16 protein-coding genes and 1 pseudogene are annotated in these 24,905 nt (G+C 47.4%); 5 read left to right on the plus strand and 12 right to left on the minus strand.

The annotated features are described in order from the left end of the window. The first annotated feature begins 148 nt into the window (after window positions 1–148). A complete protein-coding gene (locus tag H6G89_RS25960; RefSeq protein ID WP_199336936.1) occupies window positions 149–853 on the plus strand; it encodes a sulfotransferase domain-containing protein in 705 nt (234 codons plus the stop codon). 234 nt (window positions 854–1,087) lie between these two features. On the opposite strand, the gene H6G89_RS25965 is transcribed toward H6G89_RS25960, so the two are convergent. Next, window positions 1,088–2,968 carry a Calx-beta domain-containing protein gene (locus H6G89_RS25965; RefSeq protein ID WP_190512043.1) on the minus strand — a complete coding sequence of 627 codons (1,881 nt, stop codon included), beginning with the start codon at window positions 2,966–2,968 and terminating at the stop codon, window positions 1,088–1,090. A 1,058-nt stretch (window positions 2,969–4,026) separates the two neighbouring features. After that, the gene (locus H6G89_RS25970; protein WP_190512045.1) at window positions 4,027–4,620 is read right to left on the minus strand and encodes a peptidoglycan-binding domain-containing protein; all 594 of its coding nucleotides are present in this window, start codon (window positions 4,618–4,620) and stop codon (window positions 4,027–4,029) included. A 237-nt stretch (window positions 4,621–4,857) separates the two neighbouring features. Here H6G89_RS25970 and H6G89_RS25975 point away from each other — a divergent pair, with 237 nt between their 5' ends. Together H6G89_RS25975 and H6G89_RS25980 are read left to right on the plus strand one after the other, a co-directional pair. After that, window positions 4,858–5,814, plus strand: a complete 957-nt coding sequence (locus H6G89_RS25975) for a DMT family transporter (RefSeq protein ID WP_190512047.1) — start codon at window positions 4,858–4,860, stop codon at window positions 5,812–5,814. A 98-nt stretch (window positions 5,815–5,912) separates the two neighbouring features. Continuing rightward, on the plus strand, window positions 5,913–6,776 hold the full coding sequence (locus tag H6G89_RS25980) for a DMT family transporter (RefSeq protein WP_190512048.1): 864 nt from the start codon (window positions 5,913–5,915) through the stop codon (window positions 6,774–6,776). Here H6G89_RS25980 and H6G89_RS25985 read toward each other — a convergent pair. From H6G89_RS25985 to H6G89_RS36475, 3 genes and pseudogenes are all read right to left on the minus strand, one after another. Then, window positions 6,771–7,322, minus strand: coding sequence for a YdeI/OmpD-associated family protein (locus H6G89_RS25985; protein WP_242060124.1), 552 nt, complete (start codon window positions 7,320–7,322; stop codon window positions 6,771–6,773). The two genes, H6G89_RS25980 and H6G89_RS25985, sit on opposite strands and share 6 nt — an antisense overlap. Before the next feature lie 1,102 nt (window positions 7,323–8,424). Further along, entirely contained in the window at window positions 8,425–8,619 is a 195-nt protein-coding gene (locus H6G89_RS34570; RefSeq protein WP_199336937.1) for a hypothetical protein, read from the minus strand. 13 nt (window positions 8,620–8,632) lie between these two features. Further along, a pseudogene (locus H6G89_RS36475) lies at window positions 8,633–9,063 on the minus strand (aldo/keto reductase). A gap of 414 nt (window positions 9,064–9,477) precedes the next feature. Here H6G89_RS36475 and glgX point away from each other — a divergent pair. Further along, entirely contained in the window at window positions 9,478–11,601 is a 2,124-nt protein-coding gene (gene glgX / locus H6G89_RS25995) for a glycogen debranching protein GlgX (RefSeq protein WP_190512052.1), read from the plus strand. A gap of 108 nt (window positions 11,602–11,709) precedes the next feature. Further along, window positions 11,710–14,526, plus strand: coding sequence for a malto-oligosyltrehalose synthase (gene treY / locus H6G89_RS26000; RefSeq protein ID WP_190512054.1), 2,817 nt, complete (start codon window positions 11,710–11,712; stop codon window positions 14,524–14,526). Window positions 14,527–14,630: 104 nt separating this feature from the next. Here treY and H6G89_RS26005 read toward each other — a convergent pair whose 3' ends face one another. The 7 genes from H6G89_RS26005 to H6G89_RS26035 all read right to left on the minus strand — a co-directional run bounded on the left by H6G89_RS26005 (window position 14,631) and on the right by H6G89_RS26035 (window position 24,714). Further along, complete coding sequence (locus tag H6G89_RS26005) at window positions 14,631–15,377, minus strand: class I SAM-dependent methyltransferase (protein WP_190512056.1); 747 nt, start codon at window positions 15,375–15,377, stop codon at window positions 14,631–14,633. A 53-nt stretch (window positions 15,378–15,430) separates the two neighbouring features. Next, a complete protein-coding gene (locus H6G89_RS26010; protein ID WP_190512058.1) occupies window positions 15,431–16,612 on the minus strand; it encodes a hypothetical protein in 1,182 nt (393 codons plus the stop codon). 183 nt (window positions 16,613–16,795) lie between these two features. Continuing rightward, window positions 16,796–18,598 (minus strand): asparagine synthase-related protein, encoded by a 1,803-nt coding sequence (locus H6G89_RS26015; protein ID WP_190512061.1) that lies wholly within the window; start codon window positions 18,596–18,598, stop codon window positions 16,796–16,798. A gap of 53 nt (window positions 18,599–18,651) precedes the next feature. Beyond that, complete coding sequence (locus H6G89_RS26020; RefSeq protein ID WP_190512063.1) at window positions 18,652–19,773, minus strand: polysaccharide pyruvyl transferase family protein; 1,122 nt, start codon at window positions 19,771–19,773, stop codon at window positions 18,652–18,654. 20 nt (window positions 19,774–19,793) lie between these two features. After that, window positions 19,794–20,825, minus strand: a complete 1,032-nt coding sequence (gene hpsE, locus H6G89_RS26025) for a hormogonium polysaccharide biosynthesis glycosyltransferase HpsE (RefSeq protein ID WP_190512065.1) — start codon at window positions 20,823–20,825, stop codon at window positions 19,794–19,796. A 661-nt stretch (window positions 20,826–21,486) separates the two neighbouring features. Then, window positions 21,487–21,624 carry a hypothetical protein gene (locus H6G89_RS26030; protein ID WP_190512067.1) on the minus strand — a complete coding sequence of 46 codons (138 nt, stop codon included), beginning with the start codon at window positions 21,622–21,624 and terminating at the stop codon, window positions 21,487–21,489. A gap of 270 nt (window positions 21,625–21,894) precedes the next feature. Continuing rightward, window positions 21,895–24,714: a cyclic nucleotide-binding domain-containing protein gene (locus tag H6G89_RS26035; protein ID WP_190512069.1), complete on the minus strand. Its 2,820-nt coding sequence runs from the start codon at window positions 24,712–24,714 to the stop codon at window positions 21,895–21,897. Between the last annotated feature and the right edge of the window lie 191 nt (window positions 24,715–24,905).

The raw sequence follows: 24,905 nt of genomic DNA on the forward strand, positions 1-24,905 counted from the left end.
CATAAGTACTTTAATCTTTCATGAAAAGTTATATCGTAAGGCGGTGGCACTCTGGTAACTCCGTTTGTACATAACAAGTTAGGAGTATTCATGAGAGCGATCATTTATGTGGATTTTTTGTTGTGGAATGTACCGTTCTGCTTCCACTTTGCAGTTTCAAGTTACGACCGAGTTAGTGCAAAGCAAAGAAGCGGGTCGAGTCGTTGGTTGGATCGATGCGAAACGATTTTCAGAAGTGCGAGATGCTTATCCTGATACGCAAGCCTTTAAGGTAATTAAGGTACACGAATGCACAGATGCAATTCAATCAGAATTCCTGCGAGGAAATGCGATCGGCATTTATACTTTTCGTGACATTCGGGATGTCTACGTTTCGATGATGCGACAGCGGTTAAAGTCATTTGCTGACATTTGGCAAGAGGGCTTTTTAGAAGCCTGTTTGGACAATTACAAAAAATGGACAGAACTGCCCAATGTTCTCGTCTCCAAGTATGAGGAGATTATGTCTGACCTGAGCCATGAAGTGTGTCGTATTGCTTCCCACCTCAGCATTTCACTGCCTGCAACCGCTTCAGAAGCGATCGCCAATAACTATTCCCTTGACGTGCAACAGGCACGCATTGAGCAGTTCAAAGAAAAGTTGTTGCAAACCCCACTCAATCCCGACGACCATCGTCAAATGGTGGACTATCACGATGAAAAAACCTTACTGCATATGAATCACATTGATTCCGCTAAGGTGGGCAGATGGCGCAATGACTTGACTGACCTGGAGATCGCCCACATCGAAGAAAAAGTTCGCGAGTGGTGTGATCGCTTTGGCTATACGCCATCAACTTTTTTGCGGACATAATTCCACTTGCAAAGACGTTTCACGATATGTCTTGACGGAATCGATCGCCCCTTTGTGTCAAAAGGTACAGACGCTGACCCTACATTTGCGTAAAAATAAGAAAAGCCTGGTAGCCCCCCTACCAGGCAAGAGAATTCGTTGTTTACTCTCCTAGAGTAAGTTGAGTGAGAGGCGATCGCCTTCATGCTGCTGTGTCACCTCAACGGGTGATTCAGCGATCGCCTTCCACGGCTGTTAACGCCAACCTACAGCTGAGGTGCTCGTTACAGTTCGCAGATCCCGTGTGATTTCCAGGGTGTAGTTAAACGGTGACCCAGCCGACGTGAGCGGAGTCATCGCCGAACCATCTGGACGACGGGGTGAGAACCAGGAGTTTGCATTGACGACTAAATTGCCATTGGCACCGACGGATAGCCCAGTCACAGCCAGCGAATTGGTTCTACCGTTGTTGTTGGCTGACAAATAAGCCGCATTGGACATCGTACCCGTTCGAGGATCGATTCGAGCTAGAACAGCCACCTTCGCTCCGCCACCATTTCCATAGCTTCGCAACCAGTTTTGGGTGGCACTGCCACTCACTCGGCGGAAATCCTCGCTAGGAGTGCCCTGCGTACCGTCCACGCTGAAGACGGCATACAGATTTGTGCCATCCCAGAACAAGCCATATCCGCGTCCATCGGCTCCGGTGACTTCGTAATCCGTGCGAGTCCAGTTGTTAGCCGGGTTAGCACTGTCAAAGCTGCGGATGATGGGGTTTTGGTTGATGCTTGTGACCTGCTGGGTGCCGATGTAGATGGTCTGGGTGCCGATGGTAATGCGGGCTGCTCCTCTAGAAGCGATCGTTGCCTGACTATCACCTGAACCAAACTTCACGTTGTTGCTAACGATAGACGCAGGTAGGGCACTACCACCACCGCCACCACCAATCGGTACAGGGGTTGGAGCAGGCGCAGGTACAGGTACGGGAACAGGTGCCGGGGCAGGCGCAGGGGTGGGTGTAGGTGCCGTATCGTTGTCAGTGATGGTTAACGTGGCTGCATTTTGTGAACCGAGTTGCCCGTTAATGGGGTTAGTCAACGTAATGCGAATGGTTTCGTTTCCTTCTACAGCCGTGTCATTCACAACAGGAATGGTAAAGGTGCGGCTGGTTTGACCACTCGCAAAGACGAGGGTTCCAGAGGTATTAGTGTAGTCTGAACCGACCGTTGCCGTGCCACCTGCGACCGTGGCGTAATTTACTCTTGCTTCTCCTACACTGCTGCCCGTCCGGTTGACCGTAATCGTGGCTCTGGTGCCACCTTCGCCAATGCTGTAGTTTGCCGTGCTAAACGCTAGACTGCCTGTTGTAGAGGCTGGGATCGGGGCTGGAGAGGGAGCCGGAATTGGGGCAGGTGCCGGAATTGGAGAGGGAGCCGGAATTGGGGCAGGGCTAGGCGAAGGAGCATTCCCAGGCAGTGCTGCAAAATCCTGGCTGGTGATCAGGTTGCTATTAACTCCCCGAACGCGAGCGAGATACTCTCCTGTGACGCGATCGCGAATCACAGTATCTCGTCTGTAATCTCCCTTTCCTTGAGAGATGCTGAGGCGATCAAACGTTAATCCGCCTTCTAATCTAAAGCGATCTTGCCCATCGGCAAAGTCGGTAATGATGTCTGTTTTTCTGAGGGTTTTATTGCCATTTCCGGGCGCGAGCACGAATGTGTCGTTGCCGCTGCCACCTGTGATTGTGTCTTTGCTTGTGCCACCGTTGAGAACGTCATTGCCACTACCACCCATCAAGGTGTCGCGACCCGATTCGCCTGAGAGCATGTCATTACCACTTTCGCCAAAGAGGCGATCGTTGCCGTTGCCTCCGGTAATGAGGTCATCGCTACTGCGCCCACGCAGCGTTTCAGAGCGATTGCCTCCTGCGATCTGATTCGTGGTTTTTGCCCCCAACGATTTGCCATTTCTCCCTCTCAACCAACGAGTTGCAACCTCGTCTTGCCCTCTGACCAGAGCACTGCCCGACTGAGAAGCGGACAAGCTAGAGTCAAGGGGACTTTGAGGGGTCAACGCATCTGGTGTTGGCACCAAAGTGTTGGTTGAATTGGTTTGAAATTCTGTAGAAAGCACTGGCATTCCTCCGTGCATTATTGACTGAACAATTCGCACTGGTTGAGTGTGCGAAATGATGTCACCCTGCGACTAAACCTTCAAAAAGAGCATGATTGGTGGGTTGAAATTCACAGCAAATTGTCAGCTCAGCAGATTGAATCACCTCTCAATGGATGAGAAGTAAACTGGCAATAGCTGCGATCTCTTGCTACTTGGAAAAAGTGGTAAATGCTATGTTGAGTTTGGGTTTAGCCTTTGCAATTAACTGATTTGAGACAGCATTGGCTTCAGCACCCCATCAACAGAAACTTCATCAAATCACGCTTCTACTTTATAGTCTCTTCACAAGCAATTTTAGTTCCCGAAGGGCGATCAAAAATTTTCTAATACCTGATTCGGAAGCTAGAATTTGTGAAAGAAAATGGCTGAGATGCTTGCTTCTGAAAGGGTTTAATCGTTATTTACAACGTTAAACAATTCTGTTTTGAATGTATTTCAGAATACAAGATCAGACGTTTTTCTGGCAGAATGCCCAAGACGATACTAACCTGACGATACACCAATCTAATCAAAAATTAGATAAGAGCAGCTCCATCAATTTGAAGAACAGATAATTGATCTTCTGTCAACCCAGATTGAAATGGGTTACATCGATCGCACCAAATTTCTTCAGATTGAGATGCTTTTGCATCTTCCTATTCTCTGTTTTAACCAACATGAAAACTTTACGTCTTCAGCAGTTTCTCTGAATCAAACCTTGATTTATTTGGGTTCAGGTTCGAGAGTTACAACGGATATTACCCAGAACCCAGGGATATTACATACAAAAAGAGTGCTGATTTACTAAAAATCAACACTCACTCGTGATTTAGCAATCCTATTTGATTTGTGAAAAAAGCTGTTTGTGAAAGTGCCCGCCCTTTGGGCGGGCACTTTCACAAACGATTTAGGATCGCTATATATCCGTAGCCACATGCGATGGGGCGGAGGCGAGTCAGGAAGCTTTCCCAGCATCCGGGTTTGAGCCACTGCCTTTGCCTCAAGCTTCCTGACCAAAGCTATATTTACGGTGCCGTTTATCCTTCTCTATTAGAACTCTGGTTGTTACCCGCCATACGAGAATAGGCGATCGCCCGACTCAAAGCACGCCAGGTATCGCTATCCACAATTCCGCTAACACTCAAACCCGCCTGATCCTGCACCTGTCGCACGACCTGTTCGGTTGTAGCGTCATAAACGCTGGTGATGGCATCAGAGGGTAGGTCAGCCGTTGCCGCAAGAATTTTTTGTAAGCGTGAGACTTCAATGCCTTGAGCACCGGGGTGCAACGTTGGCATATGGATAGGAACCCCACTGTAGAGCGATCGCCACGTCAACGCTCCAACAACGCCGTTTGGCTGCAAAAACATTGCTCCTTGAAAGGTTTCTACTGCCGTTCTGACGGCTTCATCAAAGTACCCACTCATGCCATCCGCATCATCCGTTTGGCGATAACCCGAAAAGGCAGACCACCGCAACAAAAGCCGTTGTAACTCCAGGACATCTGCACCGCTATCTCCCTGCACCAGCATCGTAGAACAACGGGGAGTATCGATTTCTGTCTCTGTATTTGTACCTATCTTTGCATCTGTTGTAACGATGTCAAAAATTGAAGCGATCGGAAGCAGCATACAAAAAATCCTGACGTGTACGAGGAGGGAGGGATTAATTGCCCTGGAATGAGGGTTTGCTTATGATCTACGTCGCCTATTGACACAATCCGGTATGTTTCTGGAAACTTCAAAGAGTAGCCCCCCGTTGATGATGCTTGCGTTAAGTTGTCCAGCTATTAATCCTGGCGAAAAACAATTCATACCAAAGGCTCAGTCGATAAGATGAGAAGGCTGTAATCACAGGTGTTAGTTGTTGTGCTGGGCTTTCTAATTGTTCTGTTGTCCTCCTTTTTCTTCTGTTTTCAAAATGTCATCGTTCGGGTGCTGTTTAATCAAGTCAGCATTTTGGGGGTGATTCAAACAGGTGGATTTGTCACACCAACATTGCAACATTCCTTTCTATTAATGTTTATGCGGATGGTGTTGGTTGTGCCATTGATGGGGGCGATCGCCTCTCAACTTTATCCCCCCACATGGAAAGAACTGGGACGCTTGCGACAACTAGAGCAGCGATCGCTCCTATTACAGTCCGTTGGCTGTGGATTGTTAATGTTTCTCTACCTGGCATTGCTCTACGTTTCTCTGGGCATGATTGCTGCGGGCATCTCCATGACGCTGTTCTTTACCTACCCGGTGTTTACCGCGTTATTTTCCTGGCGGTGGTTTGGCGATCGCCCGACACTGCTTCGCTGGAGCGTCATGAGCTTTGTTTTTGTCGGCAGTGCGTTAACCATTCCCCACCACAGCACCACAACCACCAACCACACCTGGATTGGCATCACTACAGGATTAGCCGCAGGGGTCACCTACGCGCTTTATACCGTCTTTGCCCAGAAGAGTTTTGAGAGACTGCATCCAGTCCCTTTTACCTGGCTTAGTTTCGCTACAACCCTTGTCCTATCCGGGATTAGCCTTTTAGTATGGCACGGGCAAGAGGCTCATCTGCCCTGGGTGCCCTTATGGATTGGAGGATTGCTCTCTGCCCTGTTTACCTTTGCCGGACATCTGCTGAATAACATTGGTATCCGGTCGATTGGAGCCACATCAGCCGCCATGGTAGCTGCCAGCAATCCTGCCCTGACCGCTGTATTGGCATGGGTTGCCATTCAGGAAATGCTGAGTGGGCTGCAAATCGTGGGAGTGGCGATCGCCAGTTTAGGTGTGGCTTTGCTCAGCCGAGAACATCGTGCGTCTGCATCAAAAGCATCATGACGCGATTACACCGCAAGAAATTGATAGTTGTCTAACGGCGTCCACGATAGCGTTATCTGAAACACCCCTCCACCCCCACACCCCACACCACATTCTTTATGCGATCGCTAGACATTGCCGAACTCCTCCTGTTAGCTGCTGTTTGGGGTGGTTCCTTCCTATTCATGCGAATTGCGGCTCCTGCCCTTGGTCCCGTCTGGTTGATTGAGATTCGTGTGTTGCTGGCAGGGCTTGCGCTCCTCCCCATTCTCATGCGGCTGAATCTATGGCATGAGGTGCGCCGCAAAAGCCTTCCCCTGTTTATCGTGGGCTGTGTCAACTCAGCCTTGCCCTTTGTATTGTTAGCCTTTGCAACGCTGTCGCTACCTGCTGGATTTACCTCCATCTTGAATGCAACTGCTCCCCTGTTTGGAATGGTGGTGGTACGGGTCTGGTTTAACGAAAAGCTGACCTTGAGACGGTTTATCGGCTTTATTTTGGGGTTTATCGGAGTTGTGATCCTGATTGGTCTAAAACCGATCGCCCTGACTCCTACGTTTCTATTAGCGGCAGGAGCTAGCCTTTTGGCTGCACTGTGTTATGCGATCGCGGCTCCCTACGCTAAACAACATCTGGCTGGTGTTCCACCACTGGTCACTGCCACCATGAGCCAATTGAGCGCGGCTGTGTTTTTGTTACCTGCAATGCCATTCACCGCTCCAACAACCATTCCTGGTCCTTCTATTCTCGTGACCGTGCTGGCACTGGCATTGGTGTCTACTGCCTTTGCTTACATTCTCTATTTTCGGCTAATTCGCAATGTTGGCTCCACCCAAGCGTTAACCGTCACGTATCTGGTACCGCTGTTTGCTATGTTATGGGGAGCATTAGTGTTGCAAGAGCCGATCACCTCATCGATGATGCTGGGTTGTGCCTTGATTTTGTTAGGAACGGCGATCGCCACTAATCATGACCGCTCATGACCGCCACTGATTGGCTCGCATGTTTTGAGCCGCCAATTGAGCCGTTTCAGCAATCCGTTTGGCGCGTGTCTCTGGCTTCTTGGCAGACGCGATCCACTCTAAAATACCCCGCTTCACCGACCGTGGAAATGCCTCAAAGTTTTGCTGAGCAGGAGCACAGCTAATCAAGGCGGCTTCTAAATCCGGTGGAATCTCCAACGCCTCGATCGCATCCAGTGCGTTCCAGGAACCATCTTGTTTGGCAGCTTCCACCTTCGCCAGTCCAGGAGGCATCATCAACCCCTGCGCCATCAACCGCTCAACCCGTTCCTTATTCAACTTTGACCATCCTGTTCGAGGTTTTCGAGGGGCAAACCACAACAGCGATCGCTCCTCATCCAGCTTATTGGGTTTGCTATCAATCCAGCCAAAGCACAATGCCTCTTCCACGGCTTCATCGTAATCAAATCGGGGTTTGCCTGTTCCCTTTTTGTAGCTAATCAACCAGACTCCATCGGGTCGAGTGTGATGTTGCTCTAACCAATTGCGCCACTCAGCACGAGTCATAGGATGGATAGAATTAGTCGGAACTTGAATGAATTCACGCATGGTTTCTTGGCTCAAAATCTTGGAAGCACGATTACAGGCTAAATATAGCTTTAGTCAGAAAGTTTGAGGCAAAGGCAATGGCTCAAACCCAGATGCTGGGAAATCTTTCTGACGTGTCTCCATCCCATCGAATGTATCTGCGGCTATAACTTGCAGCTACGGAAAGAGTTTCTTCATGAGCGATAGACGCTGGGGACTTGCTTAGGGAATGCAGCTCGTTTTACTGCTGTAGCGTTCGACGGCTTGACTAAGCTTTGCCAGACATCCGAACGATGAAACCTTTGGCTCAAGCTTTATCCCCCATCTCTCTCACAAACAATTTTTGAACTCTATAACTTAGAAAACTGTATATACAGCAACAATTTGTTCAGATGAATTATCGTGTTCAAACTGTAAATTCTCTACTTGTAAAAGTATATTTCCACCATAACTTTATTATGGTTTTATGCTTTTTACATATTTTTATAATAAAGTCTGGGAATAAAATTAAAAGTACTTACCCAGCCTATGTAATTTATCTAACTCTTCTGTTGTTAGATATTACTCTTTTAATTCGCTAGCCGTGTATTTACTCAGGTTCCTAAGTCTTCTTAAGAATCGACCTTGTTCATACCAAGCGTGTGATATGTAAATGGCTAGGGGGTTGTTTTCAGCTTTTTATAATCAATCAATCTGCGTGTATATGTCACTCAGCATTACTATGTGAGAGCTGTTAATGAAGTTTGTATAAACTCTCAATAGAACTCTGAAAATTGCTGGTAGCAACTTAATCCAATTAGTCATCCACCGTGTAATTTCATGAATACTATTCACAAATAACCAATATTTGATGCTATCGTAATCGGCTCCGGAGCAAATGGTGGTTGGGCAGGCTCAGAAGTCCCCCAAATTTGGGGCTTGGGGGGCAAAATGCAGGAGTTTTAAGACCAATTCAGAGATCTGTGTACACCGTAGCAATTTTGAAGGGTTGGGGGGCAAAGTAGAAAAGCCTTCACTTATATGGAACTACCCTCCTGCGGACTTCTCACTGATGGGATTATAGACGCGTTGTCATGGCAACCTATTGCCGTTGGGCTTTTCCGACAACTCGTTTTTGCAGAGATGTGAGTTTTGACACGATGCGCTGTCTGAGCGGAACTGCATACCACAAGATAGAGTCATCTCCCAGATGGTCTGTAACCATCCGTCCAATAGCTTCTATGGTTTGGCGATCGCGAGTTGAGAGTTTAATTTCAACAGCTTTTGCATTTTGCATAACCTGTTCAGCATCACTCGCTCCAACGACTACACTCGTTTGGGGTTGCCAGTAACCATGCCAAAGCCAGACTACTGAGGCTCGTCTGATAGCCTGCCACGATCGGTCGTAGCTGTTCAATGGCTTGTAGTGCGTGCGCATAATTCTCACGTTGAAACAGCTTGTTGCGCGGACGCATATCTTTGGCGTCAAATTGATCGACCAGTTGAAACTTTCCGGTTAAAAGCCCCTGTGCCAGAGGGGCATATGCCAAAACCAGATCTCGTGTTGAATGCAATAAGGGATTAAATCCTTTTCCGCTTGTCGCCAAAATAGGGAATAAGGAATTTGCAAACTATCAATTTGTCCACAGGTTGCGGCTTTCTCTAACTGCGATCGCGAGAAGTTGCACAACCCAACTGCACGAATCTTGCCCTGTTGTTTGAGTTGACACAGAGCTTCCATTGTTTCCTCAATTGGAACAATCTTCTGCTTGAGTACAACTCGTCGTAAATAGGGGTGGGAATTTGGGGTGCAGGGGTGGAACTCTGGCTGGAGGCGCAGCCCCCCCACCCCCTTGTTTTATTTCCGAACCCTCTCTGTGAATAGCAGTATGAGCGATCGCATAGGCTGACTGTTCTATGTTCTAAAGCGTTTGAAAAAGAAGAGGTTGATGTCAGTTAAATTGCTTTACCTTACTATCTGGCAGTCCACTTCATCTTCCTTTCTGCCTTGCGAGAGATAGCCATTTATAAAAGGGATCAGTATCTTTTTTGATAGCTCCATATTTTTTTTGGTAGGGGTTTAGAAGCCCCACACTATTTCCCTGCTTCACTTCTTATAAACACTAATTCAGTTATTCGCTCTTAGGACTTATCTATGTTTACTGCGCTTTGGCCCGGAAGTGTTTATCCTCTGGGTGCTCATTGGGATGGAAAAGGAACCAACTTTGCTCTGTTTTCAGAGAATGCTACCGGGGTTGAGCTTTGCTTGTTCGATCGCAATGATCAAGAAACGCGCATTGCTCTCAAAGAAGTGAGCAACTTCGTCTGGCATGGTTACTTACCTGGCATTGGACCCGGTCAACGGTATGGTTTTCGAGTCCATGGACCCTGGGAACCCGAACGAGGGTTTCGGTTTAATCCCAACAAGCTCCTGATTGACCCCTACGCCAAGGCGATCGATGGGGACGTGGGTAACGGTCCAGAATTGTTTGCCTACGATTGGAATAGCCCGGCTGAAGATTTGTCATTTTCCGAGTTAGACAGCGCACCGCTAATGCCTAAATCGGTGGTAATTGACGAATCATTTGATTGGGAAGGGGATACTTTGTTACGGACACCCTGGCATGAAACAATCATCTACGAAGCTCATGTTAAAGGGTTCACGAGGCTCCATCCTGATATTCCCGAAGAATTGCGTGGAACCTACGCAGGCATGGGACATCCTGTGGCGATCGAACATCTTCAGCGATTGGGCATCACTGCTGTTGAACTCATGCCAGTGCATCATTTTCTGGCATATCCAGGACACCTCCAGGATAAAGGACTGAGAAACTATTGGGGTTACGACTCCATCAACTTCCTATCTCCCTACGCAGGTTACAGTTCTAGCGGCATGTTAGGCGAGCAAGTAAGCGAGTTCAAAGAGATGGTCAAATCTCTGCACCGCGCCGGAATTGAGGTGATTTTAGATGTGGTCTACAACCACACTGGGGAAGGTAACCATATGGGTCCCACCGTTTCCCTGAGAGGCATCGACAACTCCAACTACTATCGCCTGGTAGAGGGCAATGAACGATACTACATGGACTTTACGGGGTGTGGTAATTCCCTCTATGTAGGGCATCCCCAGGTGTTGAAGCTGATCATGGACAGCCTCCGCTATTGGGTCACCGAAATGCACGTCGATGGCTTCCGCTTTGACTTAGCCTCCGCTCTGGCCCGAGAACTGTACGAAGTAAATAGCCTGTCTGCTTTCTTCGACATCATTCACCAAGACCCCATTCTGGCAGATGTGAAGCTGATCGCTGAACCCTGGGACATCGGAGATGGCGGTTATCAGGTAGGTAACTTCCCGGTATTGTGGTCTGAGTGGAACGGCAAATATCGCGATTGTGTGCGAGACTTTTGGCGAGGTGAAGACGAAACCCTGGGAGAGTTTGCCTATCGGTTGACGGGTAGCCCTGATTTGTACTTCCAGCAAAACGGACGACGACCTAATGCCAGCATTAACTTTGTAACTGCTCACGACGGTTTTACCCTCAATGACTTAGTCAGTTACAACGACAAACATAACGAGGCAAACGGGGAAAACAGCCAGGATGGGGAGAGCCACAACCGTTCCTGGAACTGTGGGGTTGAAGGAGAAACGGACGACCCGGAGGTCTTAGCACTACGAGAACGTCAGCGTCGCAACTTTCTGGCAACTCTGATGTTATCTCAAGGGATTCCCATGTTGTTAGGAGGCGATGAACTGGGGCGCACTCAAAAAGGTAACAACAACGGCTATTGCCAGGACAGTGAAATTTCCTGGTTTAACTGGGACTTGGTGCAGGGCAATGAAGACCTGGTGAACTTTTGCCGAGAATTGGTCTACTTTCGCCGACAACACCCCGTATTTCGTCGTCGCAAATGGTTCCAAGGACAAGCCATTCGGGGCGTGCCCGACATCAACTGGTACAACCCCGATGGGAGTGAGATGACTCAAGAACAGTGGGATATTGGCTATGCCAAGTCGATCGCCCTCTTCTTGAATGGCAACTTAATTCCCAGTCCAGGAGTGCAAGGGCAAAAGATTAGTGACGATAGTTTTCTTCTTTTCTTCAATGCCCACTGGGAAACGATTGAGTTCACCATCCCTGAACCATTTGCGACAGATGAGTGGCAAATGGTCATCGATACGAAAGAACCTCGGTTTATCCAGGATGAGCGTATCTTTACGGGGAGTCAGGCTGTGCCTGTTACGGGAAGGGCGATCGTCGTATTGCAGCAGTTGATTTAAGCGATATCCGCGGGGGCGAAGCATTCGATCAGCAACCGCTGAGTTAGGGTTTGTCCCGTCGAATGCTTTGCCCCTGTATAAACAATCCCAACTCTAAATTATTGTTTTATGCGTATCCCAGTAGCAACTTATCGGATTCAATTTAACTCGGCTTATCAATTCAACGATGCTCAAAAAATTGTTGATTACTTAGCTCAGTTAGGGATTTCAGATCTCTATGCATCCCCGATTTTTCAAGCACGCGCTGGCAGTACGCACGGTTATGATGTCACGAATCCTAATCAAATTAACCCTGAACTGGGAACTCAGGCAGACTTTGATGCTCTGGTTGAGCAATTACAACGCTACCAGATGGGGTGGCTACAGGATATTGTGCCCAATCACATGGCGTATGACAGCCAGAATCAGTGGTTGATCGATGTGTTGGAGAACGGTCCTAGTTCTCGTTATGTTGAATATTTTGATATTGCCTGGAATTCACCGTTTGAAGCCACTCAAGAGCCAATTCTAGTGCCATTGTTGGGCAACTTCTATGGAGCCTGTTTGGAGAATGGTGAGATTCAACTGAAATATGACGAAAGAGGGTTAAGCATCAATTACTACAGTCTCTGTATCCCTCTCAATTTAGAGTCCTACGCCACTTTCCTATCCCACCATTTAGGACAGTTAGCCAGACAACTAGGGCGCAAACATCCTTACTTTATTCGACTGTTAGGTATTCTCTATCTGCTCAAAAATCTCTCATCGGATGTAGCAGGTCAACAACGTGAAGACCAAGCCGCCTTTGTGAAAGGAATGCTATGGGATCTATATTTTGATAGCCCAGAAATCAAAGAATTTATTGACGGAAATCTCAGCATTTTTAATGGTGAACCGGGCAAAACCGAAAGTTTTAACCTGCTAGATACCTTACTGTCAGAGCAGTTCTTCCGGCTCTCCTATTGGAAAGTTGGGGCAGAAGAAATCAACTATCGCCGATTCTTTACGGTGAATGAGTTGATTTCAGTCAAAGTTGAAGAATTGAAAGTCTTTAATCACACTCATGATTTAATTTGCAAGCTTGTTCACGAGGGCAAATTTACAGGGTTGCGGATTGATCACATTGATGGCTTATACGACCCAACGCAGTATTTAGAACGCTTACAAGAGAAGGTCAGCGATACCTATATTACAGTTGAGAAGATCCTTCAACCCGGAGAAGATTTACCACCTGTCTGGAAGATTGAAGGAACTTCTGGTTATGACTACATGAACTATATCAACAGTATCTTTTGTCAGACCGCTAACCAGGAGGCATTTGATCAGATTTACTTTGATCTCACAGGTAGTGACACTCCCTTTGAAGAACTAGTCGCTGAAAAGAAACACCTGATTATTGATAAAAATCTGGCAGGCGATATTGATAATTTAGCAATCCTCATGAAGAAGATTGCCAATAAATATCGCTATGGCAATGACTTTACTGTGAATGGGTTGAAGCGGGCGTTAGCCGAGGTATTAACTCGCTTCCCAATTTATCGCACATATACTAACTCCAGTGGCGTATTGGAGAGCGATCGCCCCTACATCGAGAACGTGATTCAGTCGGCAAAAGAGCACACAACGCTGCTCGTCAATGAGTTGAACTTTATTGAGAAGTTGTTGTTGCTTCAATATGAAGACACCCTGACGCAGGCTGAAAAAGATCAGTGGCTCTATCTGGTGATGCGAATTCAGCAATACACTGGACCACTGATGGCAAAAGGAGTTGAGGATACCGCTCTGTATGTCTACAATCGGCTGTTGTCGTTGAACGAAGTGGGCGGCAACCCAGAACGCTTTGGCATCTCGACAGACGAATTTCACGACTTTAACCGAGAACGTCAGGAGTGTTGGGCAAATGCCATGAGTGCCACCTCCACCCACGACACCAAACGCGGTGAAGATGTGCGATCGCGCCTCAATGTCCTCTCTGAAATCCCCGATGAGTGGCATCAGCAGGTACGCCGTTGGAGTGGCATCAACCGCAAATACAAGACGCGGTTAAAGGGCGCACAAATGCCCGATCGCAACGATGAATACGCTTTTTATCAGTCGCTTTTAGGTGCATTCCCCTTTGCTGAAACAGAATACGACAGCTTTGTAGGGCGCGTCAAAGATTACATGCTCAAAGCCATTCGTGAGTCTAAGGTGTATACCGCCTGGTTACGTCAAAACAGTGCCTACGAAGATGCCTGCACCCATTTCGTCGAATCGGTTCTGGGTACACCCGACGGCAACCCCGAAAACAACGACTTTCTCAAGGAATTTCTGCCGTTTCAGAAACGAGTGGCCTACTATGGCATTTTTAACTCTCTCTCTCAAACCCTCATTAAAGTGACTTCTCCGGGCATCCCCGACTTCTATCAGGGCACAGAGTTATGGGACTTAAGCCTGGTCGATCCCGACAACCGTCGTCCTGTCGATTTTGAGCAACGACAGGCATTTCTCAATGAGATTCAAGAGCAGGCAAAGACAGACCCCCTCGCTCTGATTCAAGCACTCCTCACCCATCCAGAAGATGGTCGAATTAAGCTCTTTCTTACCGTTCAAGCACTCAAAGCCCGTAGAGCCTATTTGCAGGTGTTTCAACAGGGGCAATATCAACCCCTCAGAGCAGCAGGTTCCTGGCAAGATCACATCGTTGCCTTTAGTCGGCAAACCGGAGATACCACGATCGCCGTTATTGTGCCTCGATTTTTAACGGCGGTGGTGCAACCTGATCAGCTACCCATTGGGGAAGTTTGGCAGGATACAGTGTTGAAACTGCCCATTTCAGGCTCCTCAACCTGGAACAATCTGATTACCCAAGAGACTGTCGAGGCTAATGATACGATGGCGATCGCCCAGGTATTACAGTCTTTCCCGGTGGCACTGCTCGTCCATCAAGGTGGTCATAACCATTAGTTGTAAGCCGTAGCCACATTTGATGGGGCGGAAGCGAGTCAGAAAGCTGCTCCAGAATCAGGATTTAACCCATTGTCTGTGTCCTAAGCTTTCTGACCAAAGCTCTATTTCATGCCCTGAAAGAAGTACAACTCCCAATTCATCAAGCACTCTTGAGAGTTGGCACTAAATCCCAGGTAGTAGCCGATGCCATCCAGGATTTGAGCATCAGTTGCTTGATCGATACCAAATAACAACTTGCAATAACGAATCATGTCATCGATTTGGCTGAATCGCCAATAATAGCGGATTGGCTCTGCGTAAGTGACATGAAATCCAACTGCCTCTAGTTCCGCCTGGGTCGCTGAGTTGAGAAATTCGCCTTTGTGTCCTGCTGAATTATGGTGATCGACGAAAATATTGAGAAATTCTGCGACTCCTGATCCCTCTCTCACGTCCGCTAAACAAAAGATGCCGTTAGGTTTCAGTAAACGATGGACTTCTTGATAGAGAGCAGGTTTACTTGGCAAGTGATGCGACCCTGCTAGACTAATGGCTCGGTCAATTGTCCCGGATATTAGTGGAATGTGACTGACATCTTCACATAATAGAGGAATGTTATTCTCTTGCGCTTGAGACTGTTTAACGAATGCACTCGACGTTTCAACCGAAAACAATTTGACCGACTTGCGAATAAACTGTTTCAGGTAACACCCTCCTGAAGGGACATCACACACGACATGACCATCTTCTAATTGGGCGGCTTGAATGGTATGCTCAAATTCTTCGCGTCTTGCATCTGGATATTCAACTATTGCCTGATGATACTGCATACCACGTAGATTGAAGATATCAGTATACGTTTCAAACATGAAGATACCTCTTGGTTGTGATGTGACTGATTTGATTTGTGAATGTTGACTTGTTAACGTTTAGAGAAGAACTGAGATTGTTTGAGTTGCTGTTTGAGAGAATCTGGCACGCAGGATTTGATGAACTCAATGCGTTGGTTTCGATGAATAGCTTGCTCTAATGCGTGTACCCAGGAATCAGAAATATTAGCGTCTTGTGCAGCCCGTAATAAAAATTTAAGTGCATCTAATTGAGCATTTTTTACGCGCAACGAGCGAACTTCTTGATTCGTCACAAGGTGATCAAAACAAGGAGGAGAATCTATTCCAATAATGCGAAAGTTGAGAATGTTACGGATACATTTTTCACAACGTCCACAGTTACGGTACTTATCCGCTCCCTCCCAGCACACCCGCAGATGACGCAACCCTTCATCCCAATTGGCAAGATGACGAATCTTATGAATCCGCCCTGAATCTGCCCCATCATGCACAATCTCAAAACTCTGACTCGATAGGAGGCGATCGCTAACCGGGTTAGACCCATAGGGAAACGCCAGAGTGTGATAGGAATAAGAGGCAGGAATTAAACCTGTGGTGTAGTGATTTCGGAACAGCGTCAAACACGAGGCGATCGCTGCCCCAAAAACATCTTCCCAATTCAGTCTCACCACTTGGCGAAAATTGGTCGCTAGCGGAATCAGATCCATCCCTAAGCTGGATAGCATAACCCTCGAACCTTCAACCGCTTTGTCAAAGGAATCCGTTTGTCTCAATGGGATATCAAATCCGTGCACTAACATCCCCGTTTGCAGGTTTCGTTGCGATCGCTTACACAAGCCTCGACGGTGACGTAGAGCGGTGTAACAGCTATCTACTCCACCCGAAAAGGCAGTAATCGCTCGTTCCTCAGAGCTTGCCTTAACGAGTTCTTGCTCCGTTTCTGCTTGAATTGCAACCGGATGATAGTGATCAGGTCGCCAGCACGACCAGGCAGACTGAAACTCTTCCAGGTTATGAATCAAAGAGGGAGACACCTCACCGTGAACCACTAAATCGGCGGATTGGCTCATGGCTACAAACAGCGTTGCAATCACAAATGGATCACAACTGTGGGTCAAATAATCGCTGTACTCCAGAGGGACACGATACCACAACGACTTTCGGGACTGTTGAGGGGCTTCAAAGGTTGCACTTAACGTGATGTATCCATCAGCTGCGATCGCCTCCTCCTGCCAGAGATGAACTTGATTCATAACCTTATACCTTTTCTCTATAACCGCATTTATGTTTAGTCAGTCATGTGCTCTTAACGCTCTGCTCCGGGCACCTGTTTTTATGGCACCTATCGAGACAATTAATACAAAGGGGTGTGGAGACTGCCCCCTAGCCAGGAGTTCCACCCCTGCACCCCGTCCTAACCACCCCCTCGGTTGCTATTACAAGTGATCAGCAGACCACAACAAAAATCCCAATAGAGTTTTGGTAGCAGAGGACTCAAGAATGGCATCCCTCTGGAACTGCAACCTAACATCCGGTTTGGGAAGCAGACGATCCAATACGTCTCTGTGGAGCAAGTGCTGCACCCGCTCACGATAAGGTTCAGCCTGACGCCGAATAGCTCGCCACGCCACATTGTTGCTGTCTAAGACACGGTAATAATAACGACGGTCATACCCCAACCGTCGTTGCAATCCCCAGTAACGACGTTGCAGTTGGAAGAACGGTTCTAGACGTTGACGCAGGGGTGTCGGTTGGAGCGGTTTGGTGTCATGGCAATTGCGATCGAGGGGCAGTTGGGCGAGTTGAGGAAAGCGATCGCATATCAGCCGATTTTGGATCTTGCGACCATGTAGCGTTTCATCTGGCAGGGATGTCATTGTTTCTAGCAACCGCCGATCTAAAACTGGCACTGTAGGCCAAGCATTAAAACTGAACTGCCACGCCCCTGAACCCACATGAAAGCGTTGTCGGTGTTGGAGCTTAAAGATCAGTGCTCGTCTTGATTCCAGATCAGAATAGCCCTGATACCGTTGCTGGAGGCGGTCGAGCGTTTCTTGCAGCGCATCCCCGAACACCTCCTGCCGGAGCAGAGTACCGAGTAGTTCTGGGGCAATTCCAGAGACATTCACTTCTTTTCGAAGGAACGGCTCAAACGACCCACCTTTGGCAAACAAAAGGTATCGTGGGGCTTTACCCATGAGCACATCAAAGATAAAGCCAGTCACAATTCTAGAACCGAGTTGCTGCACGGTTTCAGGAGAGCTATCAAAGACGATGTTAAATCCGTTCGCTAAGTGACTCCATTTGACACTAGTCTGCGCCAATTCAGGATAACGATTGAGGTCAGTTTCACGGGTATGGTGAGGAAATCCCAGAGCACGAGCAACAGGTGTTGCACATTTCATCTCTAGATCAGAAGACCTACCAAAGGTGAGTGCGACGGTATCAATCTGCTGGCGATGTAAATAACCTGCCAGAAGCCGCGAATCTAAGCCGCCTGAGAGCATTAGGATGTGAGTTGTATCTGGGCTTGTGTGACGGGCTATGGTTTGACTCAGGACATGATCGACCGCATCAAGTTGCTCCGCAAAAGTTGCCTGTGTGTATTTGTCATACGACAGCGATCGCGGAATAGTGTACTGAGTCACCTCCCGAACAGACTGACCAACCTCGGCAATCAGTAAACAGCCCACCCCCAACCGATACACCCCTGACCAGAGGGTCTGTCCCTCGGCTAACCCATTGGTCAGCAATATGCCAACCAGTCCACTGGGGTTAAATTGGCGATGGAAACAGGGATGATATTGCAACAACTCTGGACTAGAAGCCACCAACAGCACTTCTCCCTGCTGGTAGTAGTAAATCGGAAACAACCCCAAGATATCGGCTCCAACGGTTAATCCTCGCTCAGGATGATAGGCGATCGCCATGTAGAAGCCATCAAACGATGGAAAGCTGCTGGGGTCTACTCCCTGCCATTTATCTCGAATTGTCGCTGCGGTCATCCGTTCTGCGCTATAGGGGGCGATCGCCTCTCCTAACAACACGGCGGCTCCAGTAACATCTGTTTCGTAGCTGATAGGGGCTGTTGGAGTTGCTGCCCAAACCGCAATAAAGTCACCCAACTCACACAAATAGGTCAGTAACCCTTCGACCGGAGGCAACATTGGGGTGACTGTCTTGATAAATTGCGATCGCCTTTCTGGATTGGGATCTACGATAGCAACAAAGTTAGCCATGACAATTTAGGGAACCGAGGATCAACGAGGAAACAGCATCGGAAAAATTCGCTTTAGTAAGCTATACGGCTCATTGAAGAATGCGATGGTGTTGATGAATTGTGGCTGAGGAGTTCTTCAATTGCACTTTGAGTGTGAGCAGGATCATTCACAAACGTGCAAAATGGGATGTCTTTTGTCCAGGTTTGGTAGAAGGCTTCATTCTTGTGATAAGAGTTGGGCAAGAACACATGGGGAATACCCAATAGGACAGACAAAATGTGCCCATGCAAGCGGTTGGTGACAATCAGCCGATGTTGTTGAAACTGATATAGTCCACTATGAAAAAAGTCCCACGATTGACGATGCATCGCGGGGTTATAGAGGCTTGAAAACAAGTCGTGATGCGAGTGAGTTGATAACCAGATTTGACGAGACATCCACTCGCGTAGCGTGGTCAACCCCCGTTGCCACACAGCCCGAATCATTTGGGCGATCGCCCGTTTGATTGGAGATTGGTTCATTCCCAAGACCCAGCCATAAGATGCCCAATCTTGCACCACTAAATTTGGAACATCGAGAGCGGGAACACACGAACGGTTCAATTCGCGGTCGGTGCGACAGTGATAGAGCACCGACGAGGAATTAGAAAAATTCAATGATAAATCTGGCATTCCTGCCAGTTGAAACACCATATCCGGGGCTAAAAATACCTGGCAGTTGTGAAAGTGTTGACGGGCAAACTCGTAACTAAATTGGTCACGAGTAAATAAAGTCAAGTTTGGATGAGCATTAAAGATCTCAGCTGCCCGTTTTAAGTTGTCAGCCTGTGCAAAATAAATGCTTTGCGGCAGGATAACGATGGGGCGATCGCGATACTGGCTGATAATCTGCTCTCGAAATCGCTGACAGGGCATCCACAGATCCCCCAAATTGCCTCCACCGTTGAGCAAAATGGGAGCATTGCCCATACAGTCTTCCATAGCCGAAGCCGAAAAGGTATTTGCACTGGCAGTGTAAACGATTTTGCTCTGAAGAGTTTGGGTCAAATAGAAAATGGAACCCAGCCAAATCAGGTGATCACCCAGGTTTAAATAATCGGGATAATCCAGCAAAACACATTGTTCAAACCGATCTAACTGCCCCAAGACATGATGGAGCGATCGCTTCAAATCTTCTGCGGTTGAGTAAGTCATAAACTGCTAAACCTCAGTGCTTAACCTTTCAATCCACTTGAATATTGATCAGCAGAATTAAGCCTGAGTTGGCTTCTATCTAGCAAATCAGAATACCGAGAAAGATGGCTATTAATCCAATGTTTCAAGAGATAGAAGGGACTGATTAAACTGCTGCACAAAAACTCCCACTCGCAGGCAACAATTAAATCCGTTTTAATTGAATTTCGATATTTCAAGAAATACAAAAATGTCTTCCGGAGGTCATTCATTAAATACACAAAAGGCATCAACGGCTTCTGCCAAACTGCCGTTCGAGTCATACGAATATGAAATCGAGCCAGTCCAACTCCTCGTATTAACGGAATTAAATATTTCGGTTCTAGGCGGCTACCTGGAATCTTATGTTGGACATGCATTGTTGGGTTATACCAGATTTGCCAACCCGCATTCTGGATGTAGCATATTGCTTCCAGATCTTCACTGGCTAACATGGACTGATTCACTCTACCTTTGAGCAGAAGCTTCTTGGGGACATGGTTTTGCCATGCCTCCCGTCTGACAACCAACCCTGCTCCTGGGGGTAACATTCTACGCTTTGGCTCATAAATAAAAGCTTTTTCACCCCGTTCTACAATTGCCAGAAAAGATGCAATTTTTTTGAAATTTTTGGGAGGAATTTTTTCAAAATCACCATGAATTTGGCTACCGAAAGCCCCTGCTTCAGGATGATTTTGAGCAAATTGATAAGCCTGTGAAACCCAATCTAAACTGGGTAGGTTGTCATCATCCAAAAAACCAACCAGGTTGCTCTTTGCACTCAAAATAGCTCGTTGTCTTGCAAAAGCCAGACCTTGTTTTAATTCGCGGCAATAAATCAAATGACAGTTTTTGATCCACTTTCTCTGGTAATCACGAACAACGTCTGCTGTTTTGTCAGTGCTGTTATTGTCAATAACAATAACCTCCCAAAAAATCGTCTCTGTCTGGATTTGGGCTTTAAGTTGCTCTAAAACCTGGGGTAGACGTTTCTCCCCATTAAAAGTACAAATAGCTACAGTAAAATCAACCATATTGATTCAAGTAGTGTATGGTGTAACTTCAACTAACTGATGACAAGTGTTTAGGATGAATTACTGCACTACATCAGTGCCACAAAGTAAAATCCGCAGGTTTAGATAACCTGAAGTCGAGATAGGGATACTGACAGTTGAAACGGCAGACTTTAAGCAGCAGACTTTAAGCAGCAGACTTTAAGCAGCAGACTTTAAGCAGCAGACTTTAAGCAGCAGACTTTAATGTGAGCTCAAACATTTGGCAAAGCTCAGCCAAGTCGTTGAACCCTACAAGCGCAAAATTTAACCTATATCAGTTGGGCAAACCCTGAATTTCTATCATCCACACACGACATTCAATGCAGTTCAGTTGAGTCATTCACTTTATAGCTTTGGTCAAAAGCTTAGGATAAAGTTAATGGCTCAAACCCTGATTCTGGGGGGCTTCCCGACTCGCCTTTGCCCCATCGCCGGGGCTAAAGCTACAACTCACCAACCTTTCAACCCATACTGACGTAGATAGACCACCTCTATAAGCAATACTGGCACTTCCTGTAGAGAAGTGCTTTGATTTTGTAATACTTTTTACAAAAAAAACATCTGATCCCGGATGTTATTTAAAGTTTCTAGTTAAGAACTGTAGATTTACGCAATTGAATTGCTACTATAGCGGCGGTTTTCAGATGAATGCCACACGACGAACGCCTGTACGGACAGGCAAAGCAAAGGGTTGGTGTGATACCAATTTGAATTGGCTTCGCTGCACATGATTCCGTAAGGGCGTTTCGCGAAACGCCCCTACCCAGTGATCTGCCACAATCAAACATTAAATCGGTGTGACATACACAAAAGAAAATTGCCTTAAGTGTGATAGGGCGTTGCTGAATAGAGGGATGATTATTTTGACACAGACGTGAGCGTCTCGCTCACACTCCTTTCAGGTGAATCGTTTAAACCAGTGCAAGCATCCTGCTTGCGGCTCACTCATTCCCAAGTTAACAACGCCTTTAGGATTAGCCCCGAATTGATTTGAGGGCGGATTACGGAAGAAGGTGCAAACCGCCGACCTCTTCATCTCAAACTCAGGTCAAGTAGGACTCATTTGGAGCGATCGAATGAACCGTTGTAATTGCCGACTTTCCAACTCCAACACCCGACGTGCAAAGTCGTGATCGGAGTCGAGCAGATCATCAAACGTGTCAACCGCGATCGCCAGAATACGAGTTGGGTCACTACTGGCTACAATCTTGCTCTTAGATTCGGTATGAGCTAACACTTCCAACTCATCTAGCGTCTGACCGGGTTGCAACGTTTCTAACCGTACCTCACCCTCACCCTGGTGAAATTGAATCTGAGCCGTTCCCTCCATCAACAGCAACAACTCCCGGCAGGTATCACCTTCTTCAGTGATGACATCCCCCGGTGCGCATGTCTTCACCTGGGCGCGATTGGCGAGAGCAATCAGGGTTTCATTGTGCATCCGATGGAAGAAATCGCTGTTATACAGATAAACCAACTTCTCTAACGTTGGAAAGGTTGTCAGAGGTGGATGAGGGGTGACACTTGCCAACAGAGTTTTAGCCGTTTCTTGTAACAGTGTAGGTTGATGATCCCCTTGAAGGTTGCGGGCGATCGCCTGGGCCTGATCAAATTCCAGTTGAGCAATCATATACAAGCAAACAGCCTGTATCAAAGGATTGCGATCGCCCATGAGTTGTTCAAGATATCCAAGAATGTCTGTCTTTGAAAACTCCAAGCTACATGCCGCTACAGGGTTGGGTTGGGTCAACACCGATATGACATCCGGGTGCAGGCGAGATTGCCACTCTTCGGTTTCCAATAGGTTTAGCAATACTTGAGGCGATAGCTGTCCTAATGTTTGAGCAAAGGCGATCGCAGACGATTGATTGCCCAGCTTTTCCAGGCTTTCTAGAACCGTTCGCACCATTAATTCTTTTTTGTGTTGCACACTTTCTCGCAGCACCGCCAGAGGAGCACTGTATTCGCGTACCAGGGGTTGATTGAGTGCCCGATAGCAATCAATTAAATTCGGCAATTGAGCTAACAAAAACTCAGACCGTCTCACCTCAGACGATTCTGGAGCCAAGCCACTGAGAATCCAATCTTCCTCTTGAGGAGTAATGCCATATTGCCGACGCAATGTGCGGATCTCAGCTGAATTTGACTGCACAAGCGATTCCGAAACCAGGGTGGGTTGTTGTTTTTGCAGGAGCATCAACCGTTCTAACGACTTGCGATAGCCATTCAGCCGCACCAGGTTTTCCAGGTTGCGCTGACGATTGGGGCTGAGTAACTCTGGATCTTCTACACCTAATTCATCCAAAATTTCGCGATGTTCGTCCTCCGTAATATCCAGTTCTTGTCGCATCTGTTTCAACACTTCCAGGCTGCTGGAGTAGTTGACATACCCTTCCTCCAGTGCCTCGCGTAACACTCCCTTAAACACCTGATGGCGTTTTTCCTTTGTAAAACCGGGCAATACTTTCGCTAAAACATACACTTCATGGATATTCAAATCATCGAGAGAACGGTTATCTAAAAACTGTGAGACGTTGATTTGCAGCTTTGCCAACTGCTTGCGGAAACGACTCGACAGACTCTCTCGCGAATAAAGCTCTGAACTCCGTCGCCAGGTTTTATAAACCCATAGCGTACTCAGTAGGACTAAACCCAACTCGTAAATATACTGCACCCAGAGCGGCAGCAATTGGATTAACGGGCGACCTCCGAAGATGAAGAAGAAGTTGAAAATACCAAAGGTGCAGAGGGTAAAAATGCGATGGCGGATCAGATCAGACGAGAAATTGAGTTGATGGCGACGGTTATAAGCTCTTATCTGCTTTTCAACGAACTGCCCCAGATAGTAGGCGATCGCCGTAAAAGCTCCCAACGTCAGCGGCACCGCTACCAACTTCGGAATCGCGATCGCCCGTTCTGCAATATAAAACCCCGGATCGAATAACGAGGCCAGTTGATCGGTTTGACGTGCCCATGCCCCCGAAAAGTAATAATCCCAGTTACCCGCGTATAAATAGTAGTAAACAAAATAGCCAACCACTAAGCCAATATAGCCATATCGAAGAAAAGACGCTTCTGGCTTAGGCAACTCATCCCAATACGCCCGTTCAGCATCAATGTCGATACAGGGATTTTGGCAGGCGACACAGGCACTCTGCTCCTTGTTATCGGGTAGCACCACACGGCACATCGATTGAGTAATCAGATTGTTGCTCATGTGGGCTTTGCTGCTAAACAAGCCACCCGGTTCGCTATAAATCTTTTGTACTGGAGCCATCGGGCAAAAGTATTGGCACCAGGATTTGCCGCTATATAAATAGCCAACTGCGATCGCAGCAGCGATTGTAAATAGGAGCCACAACGCCAACACCAGGCGATCGGCATTGAAGAATAAAATCCGACCGCAGAGTCCGACAAATAACCAGCCAAACTGCAAATAAGGGTAGTTCCTGCCAAGCCACGAGTCAGGTGCAACTTTTGCTAACTCGTACCGCACCTTTCCGGTTTTTGGGTTTTCCCGCTTAAACTGACGCTGCCAATTTAGCGCACGGGGAATTTGCGATAAGAAAGACAATGGGCAAATGCGTCGCCACACCTCATGCCCAAACACCAGCAAGATAAAGATGGCTGACGGAACGATCGCCCCCCAAAACAGTGTAGTGCCGATTGGGTAAGGTTGCTCCGTCAGGCACTTGCCCTGCACCTCAACACAAGTATTTGGCAACCGTAACGGACTCCATGGATGATCCGGTGTGGTTAACGCCGGAGTCCATGGGTCGTAGAACAGGGAGATAATCACGAGTAGCCAACCGAGCGTTAGAACCCACCGGGTCCAGTGCATCTGACGCTCAGAAACTTGTGAAACCATAGATAAAAATCTATCTAAAATCGAATTTCCATAGTAATCATACCCGATTTCAGCCGGATATATCTTCTGAACTCTTTTTGCAAACAAATCTCATATAGACCTCGGTTCCAGATACTTTCCACGGTGTTGAGTTGAACTGGGCGATCGCGCCCAACTTATAGACCTGTGAGGAAAAACTATCACGCACTGGT

Source organism: Oscillatoria sp. FACHB-1407 (assembly GCF_014697545.1).
Taxonomy (GTDB): domain Bacteria; phylum Cyanobacteriota; class Cyanobacteriia; order Elainellales; family Elainellaceae; genus FACHB-1407.

Bases quoted from the DNA above. Each gene is read 5' to 3' on its own strand.
- H6G89_RS25980 (WP_190512048.1), top strand. From the start codon at position 5,913: ATGCGATCGCTAGACATTGCCGAACTCCTCCTGTTAGCTGCTGTTTGG.
- H6G89_RS26005 (WP_190512056.1), bottom strand. From the start codon at position 15,377: ATGTTTGAAACGTATACTGATATCTTCAATCTACGTGGTATGCAGTAT.
- hpsE (WP_190512065.1), bottom strand. From the start codon at position 20,825: ATGGTTGATTTTACTGTAGCTATTTGTACTTTTAATGGGGAGAAACGT.
- H6G89_RS26035 (WP_190512069.1), bottom strand. From the start codon at position 24,714: ATGGTTTCACAAGTTTCTGAGCGTCAGATGCACTGGACCCGGTGGGTT.
- H6G89_RS25985 (WP_242060124.1), bottom strand. From the start codon at position 7,322: ATGACTCGTGCTGAGTGGCGCAATTGGTTAGAGCAACATCACACTCGA.
- H6G89_RS25970 (WP_190512045.1), bottom strand. From the start codon at position 4,620: ATGCTGCTTCCGATCGCTTCAATTTTTGACATCGTTACAACAGATGCA.
- H6G89_RS26020 (WP_190512063.1), bottom strand. From the start codon at position 19,773: ATGACTTACTCAACCGCAGAAGATTTGAAGCGATCGCTCCATCATGTC.
- H6G89_RS26010 (WP_190512058.1), bottom strand. From the start codon at position 16,612: ATGAATCAAGTTCATCTCTGGCAGGAGGAGGCGATCGCAGCTGATGGA.
- H6G89_RS34570 (WP_199336937.1), bottom strand. From the start codon at position 8,619: ATGCAAAATGCAAAAGCTGTTGAAATTAAACTCTCAACTCGCGATCGC.
- treY (WP_190512054.1), top strand. From the start codon at position 11,710: ATGCGTATCCCAGTAGCAACTTATCGGATTCAATTTAACTCGGCTTAT.
- glgX (WP_190512052.1), top strand. From the start codon at position 9,478: ATGTTTACTGCGCTTTGGCCCGGAAGTGTTTATCCTCTGGGTGCTCAT.
- H6G89_RS26015 (WP_190512061.1), bottom strand. From the start codon at position 18,598: ATGGCTAACTTTGTTGCTATCGTAGATCCCAATCCAGAAAGGCGATCG.